Genomic DNA, 12,439 nt, shown 5'->3' on the forward strand with positions numbered 1-12,439 from the left:
GGAAATACTGTAAACAACGCTACTGGTTTCTACATTTTAGCTACGCAGAAACTCCGCTTCGCTCCGTTTTCAGGTAGCCTTATAATGCTGCCTGCGCAAATTTTTCAAAAAGAACCCACACCATGACCCATCAAGACCTCGGCCTGATTTTCCTGCCTGCCGGTGTGCTTTGTATCTGCTTTGCCGGATTTTGGCAGCTGTATGTGATGATTACCGAAAGCTACACCCTCAACCGCTTTAAAGACAAACAGCTGGTGTGGGTGGTGACGCTGCTGTTTTTCAGCTTCAGCCTGGCTGTGTATTGGCTGTGCCCGAATGCGCGCAAAAAAGGCATCGTGTTTGCCCTGTTCGCTGTGGGCGGAGTGGTGATGTATGTGCTGGCGCGGCTTTGGTTGCCGTTTGCCAAATAATTTTCAGGTAGCCTCACGCCAAACGGCAGGCTACCTGAAACCGTTTGATGCATGCATCATCTGCCCCTTTCCCGTTTAACTTTATTGCAGCTTCGTGTTAGCTGCGCCGCAACCGCGCTTCGCTGGTTTTCACTGCATTGAAGCTTACACTTTAGCTTCGCAGAAACTTAGCCTTGGCTACGCCAAGACATCGTTTTCAGGTAGCCTTTCATGAGCAAACCCCACCATCCCGTTACGCCCGCCATCCGTTTTCTGCGCGCGCATAAAATCGAGCACACTGCCATGCAGTATCCCTATGAAGAGCACGGCGGCACGGCGCATTCCGCCGAGTGCCTCGGCATCGACGAACACCAAATCGTGAAAACCATCGTGTTGATTAACGAGCACAAAAAGGGTCTGATTGTGTTGATGCACGGCGACCGCCAAATCTCTACCCGCAACCTTGCCCGCCAGCTCGGCATGAAACACGTGGAGCTGGCCGCGCACGACCAAGCGCATAAATGGACGGGCTATTTTGTGGGCGGCACCAGCCCATTCGGCTGCCGCACCGCGCTGCCCGTGTATGCCGAACGCAGCATCTGGGATTTGCCGCTGATGTACATCAACGGCGGCGGCCGCGGCCTATTTGTAACCGTTGCCCCCGCCCCCGCGCTCGCCGCCCTGAACGCGCAGCCGGTGGAAGTGGCGGTGGATTAGCTGCCTTGGTCGCGGTATAAAAGGCTACCTGAAAACGATGTCTTGGCGTAGCCAAGGCTAAGTTTCTGCGAAGCTAAAACGCAAGCTGCAACGCAGTGAAAATAAGTGGTGTGAATTGCTGCAAAGCTAAAGTTTCAGGTAGCCTTAATCTGCTAAAATCCGTTTTTCATCAATCCAAACCACAGTTGCTCAAAATAGAAACCAGGCCGTGCAGTGAACCAACGCCGTATTGTTTCTATTTGGATAACCATAAACACTCGGCAGCCCGAACTTGCTTCAGGCTGCCGCACACCTTTGTCGGTACACTATGAATCTCCCTCTACCCAAACCCGCGCAAAAGTCCCGCTGGCCGCAGCTTTCCGCTGGCAGCCTGTCTTATTTTCTTGCCTCCGCCCTGCCGGAAAAGCCGCTCAAGCTCGTGCTTACGCCCGATGCCGAAACTGCGCTGCGCCTGCAAACCGCGTGGCAATTCTTCCGCCCGCAAGACAACGCTCTGTTCCTGCCCGATTGGGAAACCCTGCCTTATGAACGCTTCTCGCCGCATCAGGATTTGGTGTCCGAGCGGCTGTCGGTGCTGTGGCAGCTGAAAAACGGCGCAGCGGACGTGCTGTTCGCGCCCGTGTCCACCGCCATGCAGCGGCTTGCGCCGCCGTCTTTCCTGATGGGGCGCACGTTTTGGCTGAAAACGGGGCAGACACTGGATTTGGACAAACTGCGCGAAAATCTGGTGGAAGCCGGCTATTCTGCCGTGTCCAACGTGGTGGCCGGCGGCGAATTTGCCGTGCGCGGCGGGATTGTGGATTTGTTCCCCATCGGCAGCAGCACACCCTACCGCATCGATTTATTCGACGACGAAATCGACAGCATCAAAACTTTCGATCCCGATACCCAGCGCACCCTTGCCCCCGTGTCTGAAATCCGCCTGCTGCCCGCGCACGAATTCCCCACCGATGCCGATGCGCAAAAAATCTTCCGCACCCGCTTCCGCGAGGAAATCCAAAGCAATCCGAACGAGGCCGCCGTGTATCAAGCCGTGAGCAACGGCCAGTTCGGCGCAGGCGTGGAATACTACCTGCCGCTGTTTTTTGAAGACGGCTGCGCCAGCCTGTTCGACTACATCGCCGAAAACGCCCTGGCCGTATGCGTGGGCGATGTGCACGCCGAAGCCGTGCGCTTCGAAGGCGAAATCAAATCGCGCCACGCGCTGGCGCAGGGCGACCCAAGCTATCCGCCGTTGCACCCGCAGCATTTATATCTTACTGCCGACCGCTTTTCAGGTAGCCTGAAAGCCTACCCGCAAATCTGGCCGGATCTTTCCGCCACTTCGCCCCATACCCTGCCCGATGTGGCGGTAAACCGCCAATCCGAACAACCGCTGGCTGCGTTGCAAGACTTTCAGACAGCCTTTGGCGGCCGTATTTTGCTGTGTGCCGAAAGCGCCGGCCGGCGCGAAACCATGCTCGGCTTCTTCGCCCAGCACGGCTTGAAACCCAAACCTGTGGCCGGCTGGCAGGCGTTTTTAGATGACAACGCGCCGCTGTGCATCACGGTTACGCCGCTGGCAGAAGGCTTCCAATTGGGCGGGCTACCTGAAAATAGCCGGAATGCCCTTTCAGGTAGCCTGCATCTTGCCGTCATCACCGAATCCGAGTTGTATCAATACGTTGCCCGTTCGCGCGTCCACAGCCGCCGCAAGAAACACGCCGCCGTTTCAGACGGCCTGTTGCGCGACCTTGCCGAAATCAACATCGGCGATCCCGTCGTACACGAAGAACACGGCATCGGGCGGTATATGGGCTTGGTAACGATGGATTTGGGCGGCGAAACCAACGAAATGATGTTGCTCAAATACGCGGGCGAAGCGCAGCTTTATGTGCCTGTTTCTCAACTGCATTTAATCAGCCGCTACTCCGGTCAGGCGCATGAAAACGTCGCCCTGCACAAACTTGGCAGCGGCGCGTGGAACAAGGCGAAGCGCAAAGCCGCCGAAAAGGCGCACGATACCGCCGCCGAGTTGCTCAACCTCTACGCCCAACGCGCCGCCCAATCGGGACACAAGTTTGAAATCAACGAGTTGGACTATCAGGCGTTTGCCGACGGCTTCGGCTACGAGGAAACCGAAGACCAAGCCGCCGCCATCGCCGCCGTGATTAAAGATTTGACGCAGGCGAAGCCGATGGACCGCCTCGTGTGCGGCGATGTCGGTTTCGGCAAAACCGAAGTCGCCCTGCGCGCCGCGTTTGTGGCGGTGATGGGCGGCAAACAAGTCGCCGTACTCGCCCCGACCACGCTTCTGGTCGAGCAGCACGCGCAAAACTTCGCCGACCGCTTCGCCGATTTCCCCGTTAAAGTCGCCAGCCTTTCGCGTTTCAACAACAGCAAAGCCACCAAAGCCGCGCTCGAAGGCATGGCGGACGGCACGGTCGATATCGTTATCGGCACGCACAAACTGGTGCAGGACGATATAAAATTCAAAAATTTAGGCTTAGTGATTATCGATGAAGAACACCGCTTCGGCGTGCGCCAGAAAGAGCAGCTCAAACGTCTGCGCGCCAATGTCGATATCCTCACCATGACCGCCACGCCGATTCCGCGCACCCTCAGCATGGCGCTCGAAGGCCTGCGCGACTTTTCGCTGATTACCACCGCACCCAGCCGCCGCCTCGCCGTGAAAACCTTTGTCAAACCGTTCAGTGAAGGCAGCGTACGCGAAGCCGTGTTGCGCGAACTCAAACGCGGCGGGCAGGTGTTTTTCCTGCATAATGAAGTGGATACCATCGAAAACATGCGCGAGCGGCTGGAAACCCTGTTGCCCGAAGCACGCATCGGCGTGGCGCACGGACAACTGCGCGAGCGCGAGTTGGAGCAAGTCATGCGCGACTTTTTGCAGCAAAGATTCAACGTATTGCTCTGTTCCACCATCATCGAAACCGGCATCGACATCCCCAACGCCAACACCATCATCATCAACCGCGCCGACAAATTCGGGCTGGCGCAATTGCACCAGCTTCGCGGGCGCGTCGGCCGCAGCCACCACCAAGCCTACGCCTACCTGCTCACGCCCGAATACATCACCAAAGACGCAGAAAAACGCCTCGACGCCATCGCGGCGGCAGACGAACTCGGCGCAGGTTTCACTCTCGCCATGCAGGATTTGGAAATCCGCGGCGCAGGCGAAATCCTCGGCGAAGGACAGTCCGGCGAAATGATACAGGTCGGCTTCACGCTCTACACCGAAATGCTCAAACAAGCCGTGCGCGACCTCAAAAAAGGCCGCCAGCCCGACCTCGACGCACCGCTGGGCATCACCACCGAAATCAAACTGCACAGCCCCGCCCTGCTGCCCGAAAGCTACTGCCCCGACATCCACGAACGGCTCGTCCTCTACAAACGCCTCGCCGTCTGCGAAACCGTGCAACAAATCAACGCCATACACGAAGAGCTCGTCGACCGCTTCGGCCTGCCCGAACAACCCGTCAAAACCCTCATCGAAAGCCACCACCTGCGGCTCACCGCAAAAGAATTGGGTATAGACGCCATCGACGCGACCAGCGAAGCCGTTACCATTACCTTCGGCAAACACCACCAAATCGACCCGACAGAAATCATCCTACTGATTCAGACGGATAAAAAATACCGGCTAGCCGGGGCGGATAAGTTGAAGTTTACGGCTCAGATGGAGGATGTGGGGATGCGGATAAATACGGTGAAGAATGTGTTGAGAACACTAAGGGGAAGAGTTGCCGCTAAATAGAAAGACTGTCTGAGAATATCGGTGTAACTGCGATTGTATATTTTATTTAAGATTGAATACAAAGTTATCCACGATGATTGGATACAATAAACTAGGCTGGATTTAAATCATTTAAGGGGGTGGTTATGTTTAAGGTGTTTTATCCATATGCTTATATCAATAGTGTTTTTTCTCCAGATTATGAAAACCTGTTTCAGCAAGGCTATCGGGCATTGATCTTTGATATAGACAATACCTTGGTGCATCATGGGTCTGAAGTAACTCAAGAAGTTATTGATTTGTTTGAAATGCTGCATCAGATCGGGTTTAGAACACTTTTATTGTCCAACAACAATGCCAAACGTATCGCCCCGTTTGCGGAAACCCTTAATACTTTATTTATTGCAGATGCCCATAAGCCAAACTCGCTCAATTATATGAAGGCATTAGATTTATTGGAGATAACGTCGCAGCAGGCATTAGTTGTTGGAGATCAAATTTTTACAGATATTTTGGGTGCAAACCGCGCCGGTATTGCCAGTATTTTAGTGCGTTTTCTGCAAAAAGACCCCAACGAACCTATAGGGAAGAAACGGCAACTGGAAAAATTGATTTTGGCCTGCTTTCAATATAGCCGATATAGAAACCGAATTGAAATCAAACCTAAAGAGGCTATTATAAGGCGACGTAACTTCAGTGATATCAATTCTTTGTTTTATCAGATTTCCTGTTATAAAGAAATTGCCAAGAGGTATGTAAGTGACCTCCGTGCCAAAACACGATTTGCCCGGTTCAGGAATATAGAAAAGCTTCCAGTTCTGATTTATAGCCATAGTTCGAACATTATCCGGAATGGGCCGGGTATAGATCCGATTTCACAACAAAATAAAGCTGTTAATCTTGCCTTGGCGAGTGAGAAGATTAACGGTATTGTTATCAAGCCAAATGAAACTTTCTCATTTTGGCACCTTGTCGGAAAAACCAGCGTACGGAAAGGGTATAAAGAAGGAAGGGTGATCAGTAAGGGTAAGCTGAAAATGGGTGTGGGCGGTGGTTTGTGCAATTTGGCTAACACACTTAATTTGTTGGTATTGCATAGCCCATTGGAAATTATAGAATTACATACGCATTCTGATGCGCTCGACCCCAGTGCTGAGCGAAATAGGGTGCCATTTTCATCTGGAACATCAGTGTCTTATAATTATATTGATTACCGTTTTAAAAATAATACTCCACATGATATGCAGATTTTAGTTTGGTGTGAAAATGGGGAATTGAAAGCAGAGTTGAGAAGTACTGTGCCTGTTGAGCATCGCTACCAACTGATAGAAGAAAATCATTGTTTTGTAAAACGTGGTTCATCATACTACCGTCATTCTGAAATTTATCAGCAAATAATTTGCCTTAAAACCGACAAGGTATTGGCACAGAAATTGATTTGGAAGAATCGTTCTAAGGTCATGTATGATCCATGCTTGATTCCAAAGGAATTAATCAAATAACACAATAAGATGTTATATTTTCAGTATTATTAAAAAATTAAATTATATAAGATTAGGAATCTTATGCAAACCAAAAACAATCTTGTCGTAATGCTGACGCATAATGATCAAACGGTGCTGGAGGCGGCTAAGATATTCGAACAATGTAGGCATAGTAAAGCTCAGTTTTGGGGAATTAAAGAAGTACCTCTATCTTTGGGTGAGATGAAGCATCTTTATTCTTATATGAAAGAGTGTGGAAAGACGACTTTTCTGGAAGTGGTTGAATATGCGGAAGATGCCGGATTATTAGGGGCAAAAACTGCGCTTGAATGCGGTTGCGATATTTTAATGGGAACCCGTTTTTTCGATTCTATTAATCAGTTTTGCAAAGAGCATCAAATCAAGTATATGCCTTTTGTTGGTGGGCTTCAGGGAAGACCGACCGTCTTGGCCGGCCAGATAGAAGATATTATTACTGAGGCGCAGGAGTATGCGGCAAAAGGGGTTTATGGTATTAATTTACTGGGATACCGTTATGTAGGCGATGCCAACCGACTCAACGCGGAATTGGTAAGAAATGTTTCTATTCCAGTATGTTTGGCTGGAAGTATTAACAGTTATCAAAGATTGGATGAGGTTAAGGCTGTTTCGCCGTGGGCATTTACTATTGGGAGTGCATTTTTTGAAAATCGATTTTCGGGCAGTATTCCCGAGCAAATCAACAAAGTTTATGAGTATATGAATGATAGTTGATCGGTTGATTAAAAGCTACCTGAGAAATCTTCAGACAACCTTTTAAAAACGTATAAGGTTCAAATAATATGGTCGTTTCATGCAGATAAAGGTAGTGAAGAGTGTGGTGGAATGACTGGTGGCATAGAAGGCTACCTGAAAATTGATTATTGGCTTCAAACCTAGTCTATGTAGGCTAGTGGCTCTGCTGGCGATGTAATTTTTATAAAATAAGGATAGTAAGCGTAGGCTGGGTTAAGACCCAATGCAGCCATCACACCTCTCGAAACGTTGGGTTTACAGCCCAACCTACATATTACGGGAGTTGTTGGTAGTACTGGAGGTGGAGAGTTTTTGAGAACCAAAACCGAGGAAAGATCACTTCCATATTTTAGAAATGGAACTGATAGGAGGAAGGCAACTAAAGCAAGGAGATAAGAATGAATCGGAAACTATTTACTTTTATAGTTATGTTGGGTTCATTATATGGTACAACACTCATTTTATTGATAATTGATGCTATATTTATTGTTATAGGTGATATTTATCTTAATAGATTAGGGTTTCAAACATTGCAGGAGATAGTAGAATCATTAACCACACCAGCAACATATAATTTTATATTTATATTTATTCCAGTTATGTCATTGTTTGTAGCGCTAATTGATACAGAGTAGCAAGCACAACGTGAGCAGAGTATCTGTAGAATGGGTACTTGTTGCCAATGTGGACAATCAATGCTTCCTGTGTCGCCATGCACTTTTCAGGTAGCCTTTTGATGAGGCATCTTCGCTTCCTTGCCGATACCTGCAACAGATTGACTGCAAATTTCCTCAACACCCGCTTGCTGCTTGGCAGGCGGGCGCTTTTCAGGTAGCCTTTCTCTTTCTCCCAACCCTTCTCCTACCCGCCATGAACACCGAAAACGAATTGCCCGAAATTGCGCCGCAAGCTTTGCCCGATGGGGCATCTGAGATTGAGCCTGCTGCGATTGAAACGCTTGCCGCAGTGGTGGCTGAGTCGCAGGCTGCCGTGTTGGCTGAAATTTCTGCGCAACCGGCGGCTGATGGCGGTGAGGATGCTGCCGAGCCGGGGCGTAAGTGGCGCGAGGGGCGGATTGTGGATGCTGCGGTGCGGGTGTGGGATGCTGCAGAACGCACCGGTGTGGCCGATGTGGTGAGCAATGGTGACGAGCCGCCATTGAGCGTGTTTTTGGTGGGCGATCTTTTTGCCGCCACCGACCTTTCTCCCGAGCCGGGCGATGTGTTGTGCGGCGTGTTGCAAAGCCACCCCGTCAGCGGCTATTGGCTGCTCGACAGCGCGGAGAATGCTGCCACGTCCAGCCTGCAGCGGCGCAGTCCGGAAGAAGAGGAGGCGCTGCATAAAGAACGCAAGCAGGCCAAGCGGCAAGATAAATTGGTGAACGGCGAAACTTATGTGGGCAAGGTGGTGCGCTGGAATGAAGAGGAAAAATCGGGCTATATCAAGGTTAAGTCGATTAAAGCGCGGGTGTTTTTCCCTCAATCGGCATTCGTGTTCCGCGACAAAAGCCCGGCCAACCACCAGCAGGTGAGTTTTGTGCTGGGGCGGCGGCGCGGCGAATGGGTGGCCACCCGTGTGATTCCGCAAGGCTACGAGTTGGGCTGGGCCGACCGCGAAAGCCCTTCTTCCGGCACAATTTTGGGTGGCGGTTTCAGCGAAAGCCTGCTCGGCGGCACGTTTATCCTGCTGTTCCTTGCCGCCGTGTCCTTTATTTCCCTGCCGCTGGCCGCAGCCTATTTGCTGGCCAGCTGCCTGCTGCTTATTCTCTACCGTACGGACAAACGCAGTGCCCAAAGCGGCCGCACCCGTGTGCCCGATGGCGTGTTGCACCTATTAGCCATGCTCGGCGGCTGGCCCGGCGGCCTGTTGGCGCAGATGCGTTATCAGCAGCACACCGCGAATATCCGCTTTGTGCGCGCCTTTTGGTTTAGCGTGGCGCTGAATGCCGTGGGCACTTATGTTGTGCTGGTGTACTTTATCGGCTCGCCCGCGTTTGCCTTCCTGAAAAACTAGCCGCATGAACAGCTACTGCGCCCTTGCCAACGGCCTGCCCGCCGACAGTCCCGACCCCAACAAGCATTATCACGACCGTCTCTATGGCTTCCCCATCGAAGATGACAACGAACTCTTCGGCCGCCTGCTGCTCGAAATCAACCAGGCCGGCTTGAGCTGGGCGCTGATTTTACAACGTGCTGCCGGATTGCGCACCGCCTACGCCGGCTTCGACATTGCCGCCGTGGCCGCCTTCGGCGAAGCCGACCGCCAACGCCTGCTGGCCGACGCGAAAGTGATCCGCAACCGCTTGAAAATCAATGCCGCCATCCACAATGCGCAGCAAATTTTGCAGCTGCAACAAGCATTCGGTTCGTTCAAGAACTGGCTCGACCACCACCACCCGCAGCCGCTGGCCGATTGGGTGAAGCTGTTCCGCCGCACCTTCAAATTCACCGGCCCCGAAATCGTGCGCGAATTTTTGGTGAGCACGGGCTACCTGAAAGGCGCGCACAGCGAAGACTGCCCCGCCGCCGAGCGCGCTGCCGCCGCTAAGCCGCCGTGGTTGTGGGACTGATTCGGTGTAGGCATAAGAGAAAGGCTACCTGAAAATTTAGCTTTGCGAGTTTCTGCGAAGCTAAGTTCTCAGGTAGCCTTTTTGTTTAGGCTGTGGGCGATAGGTTATTTGGCGGGGCAGGGCGGCAAGTGGCTCCGCCGTTTAGTTTTGCCGGTCTCTTTAAATTTTCAGGTAGCCTTTAACGGCAGGATTGGGTGATGCTGTATCCGGACTGTTTGAACTTTCATTGAAGGTATATTTTCAGGTAGCCTCAATCGCCTAGTTGTGATGTTGTTTCCGGCAGCCCTTCGTTTCCGCTGGCGGGCGGTTGGGGCGGGTGGTGGTGGAAGAGGCCTTGTTCGGTGATGGTCCAGAGGGCGGCGTCGGCATGCATGGCTTTGAGGGCGTTGTTGGTCCAGGTGTTGCAGGTGTAGAAAAGGTTGTAGCTGCCGACGGCTTCGTAGAAGGCGTCGTTTTCGCCGTAGACCATATCGGTGGGGATGGGGAGGGTGCGGCCGTTTTGCCATTGCAGGCTTTGGCGGATATAGGCGATGAGGCGGCGGTATTGAGCGCGGCTGATGTGGATGGGGGCGCAGCGTGTGCAGCCTTCGAGGCTGTGGTAGTAGGTGGCGTGGACGGCGTTGCTGGATAGGCCGGTGGCGGCTTTGAGGGCGGTGCCGAATTTGAGATCGGCCCAGGTGGGGGTGGTGAGGTAGAAGTTTTTGTCGCCCAGGCCGATGGCGAGCCAGGGGGCGTATTCTTGGCTGCGGGTGTGTTCTGCGGGGAAGACGGCTCGCCAGTCGGCTTCGCTGCTGAGGGTGGGGACGACGATGTCGGTGTGCACGCCGTTGGAGAGCAGCCATACGGTGATTTCGGGTTCGCCTTCGGGTTGGCCGGGGCTTTTGATATGGGGCAACAGCCAAACGGCGGCGCCGTAGATCAGGAGGAGGGCGGCCAGGCTGAGGAGGCTGCGGCGGATGAGGCGGGAAAGTTTGGGCATGGTGGTGTGTGGTTGAAGGCTACCTGAAAGTTTGGGCTTCGCGGGGCTTGGTTTTCAGGTAGCCTTTGCTTATTCGGGTTGGGGCTGGTAGTTATCCAGCAGCTGCTCGATTTGTTGGAGGCAGGTGAGGGGGCGCAGTTGGGTGAAGAGGTGTGCGGCTTGGGGGTGGTTGGTTTTCATCATGCCGAGCCATTGTTTGAGGCGGGCTGCGGGGTAGGGCGTATCGCCGGCGTGTTCGCGGCAGAGTTGGAAGAATCGGCGTATCCACACGAGGTAGTCGGCGAAACCGGCGGGCTGTGGCGTGAGGCCTTGGTTGTGGCGCTGGATTTGGCGGGCGAGGTCGGGGGTGATGACGGCGCCGCGCCCGAGCATCACATCTTGGCAGCCGCTGGTGCGGCGGATGGCGAGGTAGTCTGCCAGGCTGAATACGTCGCCGTTGGCGATGACGGGGATGCTGAGGGCTTGGCGGATGGGGGTGATTTGCTCCCAATGGGCGGGCGGGCGGTAGCCTTCGATTTTGGTGCGGGCGTGCACGGCCAGCGTGGAGGCGCCGCCTTGGGCGATGGCTTGGGCGCACTCGAGGGCGCGTGAGCCGTCTTCGTAGCCGAGGCGCATTTTGGCGGTGAGGGGGATATTTTCAGGTAGCCTTTGGCGCACGGTGGAGACGATTTGGCGGATGCGTTCTGGCTCGCGCAGGAGGATGGCGCCACCTTGGTGTTTGTTGACGGTGGGGGCGGGGCAGCCGAAGTTGAGGTCGATTTTTTGCGCACCTGCGGCCACGGCGGCTTGGGCGTTGGCGGCCATATTGTCGGGGTCGCTGCCGAGCAGCTGGAGGGTGCAGGGGGTGCCGGCGTGGGTGCGGCAGCCGTGATCGATTTCGGGCATGTGCCGCCGCCAGGTGGCGCGGGAGTGCAGGGTGTGGGTGATGCGGACGAATTCGGTAACGCATTCGCTGTAGCCGCCGATGTCGGTGAGCAGGCGGCGCATGACGGGGTCGAGCAGACCCTGCATGGGGGCTAAAATTAGGTTCATGGGGGGTATTTTAAGTTTTCAGGTAGCCTTTGAGATAGAGGCTACCTGAAAAATTTGTGGCGAAGGTATTCCATGCCGTCACTGTTTGCTGGGCTTCAGTACAATCTGGGCAAGTTGTGTGCGCCTCGATTAGGCGGCTAGAGTATTTTCTGACTGCCTTCGAATACTTGGATGCTGTAATCGCACACGCGGTCGATGCAGTGGGGCATGGTAATGGTGAGGGTGTATTGGCCGCTTTGGCGGGCATACCAGCCGAACATGGGGGAGGCATGGGGATCGGTGTCGGCGATAAGGGTGCGGCCGTCGCGCAGCAGGGTGAGGTCGATGTTGTTGCATTGGCGGCTGCAATCGGCAAAGAAGGTGTAATGTTTGCCGGCACGCAGGTTGATTTGCTGAGGTTTGGATTCGCCTTGGGACAGGCTGCCACGGAAATGTTCGTGTAGCCGGGCACGGCGGTCTTCCTTACGCACGATTTCGCGGTTCATCCGCTGCGCTTGCGGCAGCCAGTTGTCGGGTGCAGCTTGGGCAGCGGCAGACAATAGCAGAATGGGCAGAAGCGAGATAAAGCGGCGTGTGGGCATGGTGGCGGGAACTTGCTGAAGTGGAAAATGGCAGGCTACCTGAAAGTGGCAGAGGGTGCGATTGAAAATAGCTATGGGGAAAAGTTACTTTGGTAAATGCTGGTGTTTGTGCGCATTATATTGGTACAAAATTTTATGAATATATTTATTTAGGGGCTTAGGAAGCAAAATCACTCAATAT

11 protein-coding genes are annotated in these 12,439 nt (G+C 53.4%); 8 read left to right on the top strand and 3 right to left on the bottom strand.

Going from position 1 to position 12,439, the window contains the following annotated elements:
• The first annotated feature begins 122 nt into the window (after positions 1-122).
• The 8 genes from HMPREF2541_RS09815 (at position 123) to HMPREF2541_RS09850 (ending at position 9,666) form a co-directional block, all read left to right on the top strand.
• Positions 123-410: a hypothetical protein gene (locus HMPREF2541_RS09815; RefSeq protein ID WP_070543432.1), complete on the top strand. Its 288-nt coding sequence runs from the start codon at positions 123-125 to the stop codon at positions 408-410.
• A gap of 210 nt (positions 411-620) precedes the next feature.
• Positions 621-1,106 (top strand): YbaK/EbsC family protein, encoded by a 486-nt coding sequence (locus HMPREF2541_RS09820; RefSeq protein ID WP_023887707.1) that lies wholly within the window; start codon positions 621-623, stop codon positions 1,104-1,106.
• A gap of 307 nt (positions 1,107-1,413) precedes the next feature.
• On the top strand, positions 1,414-4,860 hold the full coding sequence (gene mfd / locus HMPREF2541_RS09825) for a transcription-repair coupling factor (RefSeq protein ID WP_070543433.1): 3,447 nt from the start codon (positions 1,414-1,416) through the stop codon (positions 4,858-4,860).
• A 125-nt stretch (positions 4,861-4,985) separates the two neighbouring features.
• Positions 4,986-6,341 carry a YqeG family HAD IIIA-type phosphatase gene (locus HMPREF2541_RS09830; protein WP_070543435.1) on the top strand — a complete coding sequence of 452 codons (1,356 nt, stop codon included), beginning with the start codon at positions 4,986-4,988 and terminating at the stop codon, positions 6,339-6,341.
• A gap of 63 nt (positions 6,342-6,404) precedes the next feature.
• The gene (locus tag HMPREF2541_RS09835; protein ID WP_023887710.1) at positions 6,405-7,076 is read left to right on the top strand and encodes a hypothetical protein; all 672 of its coding nucleotides are present in this window, start codon (positions 6,405-6,407) and stop codon (positions 7,074-7,076) included.
• 419 nt (positions 7,077-7,495) lie between these two features.
• Positions 7,496-7,732 (top strand): hypothetical protein, encoded by a 237-nt coding sequence (locus tag HMPREF2541_RS09840; protein WP_070543436.1) that lies wholly within the window; start codon positions 7,496-7,498, stop codon positions 7,730-7,732.
• A 235-nt stretch (positions 7,733-7,967) separates the two neighbouring features.
• On the top strand, positions 7,968-9,110 hold the full coding sequence (locus HMPREF2541_RS09845; RefSeq protein WP_070543437.1) for a DUF1294 domain-containing protein: 1,143 nt from the start codon (positions 7,968-7,970) through the stop codon (positions 9,108-9,110).
• A gap of 4 nt (positions 9,111-9,114) precedes the next feature.
• On the top strand, positions 9,115-9,666 hold the full coding sequence (locus HMPREF2541_RS09850) for a DNA-3-methyladenine glycosylase I (protein WP_070543439.1): 552 nt from the start codon (positions 9,115-9,117) through the stop codon (positions 9,664-9,666).
• Positions 9,667-9,916: 250 nt separating this feature from the next.
• Here the strand turns inward: HMPREF2541_RS09850 and HMPREF2541_RS09855 are convergent, their stop codons facing one another.
• The 3 genes from HMPREF2541_RS09855 to HMPREF2541_RS09865 all read right to left on the bottom strand — a co-directional run bounded on the left by HMPREF2541_RS09855 (position 9,917) and on the right by HMPREF2541_RS09865 (position 12,258).
• The gene (locus HMPREF2541_RS09855) at positions 9,917-10,645 is read right to left on the bottom strand and encodes a TIGR02117 family protein (RefSeq protein WP_064083581.1); all 729 of its coding nucleotides are present in this window, start codon (positions 10,643-10,645) and stop codon (positions 9,917-9,919) included.
• A gap of 69 nt (positions 10,646-10,714) precedes the next feature.
• The gene (locus HMPREF2541_RS09860; RefSeq protein ID WP_070543441.1) at positions 10,715-11,677 is read right to left on the bottom strand and encodes a tRNA dihydrouridine synthase; all 963 of its coding nucleotides are present in this window, start codon (positions 11,675-11,677) and stop codon (positions 10,715-10,717) included.
• 137 nt (positions 11,678-11,814) lie between these two features.
• Positions 11,815-12,258, bottom strand: coding sequence for a hypothetical protein (locus HMPREF2541_RS09865; RefSeq protein WP_064086966.1), 444 nt, complete (start codon positions 12,256-12,258; stop codon positions 11,815-11,817).
• Between the last annotated feature and the right edge of the window lie 181 nt (positions 12,259-12,439).

It is taken from the genome of Eikenella sp. HMSC061C02 (assembly GCF_001809035.1).
Taxonomy (GTDB): domain Bacteria; phylum Pseudomonadota; class Gammaproteobacteria; order Burkholderiales; family Neisseriaceae; genus Eikenella; species Eikenella corrodens.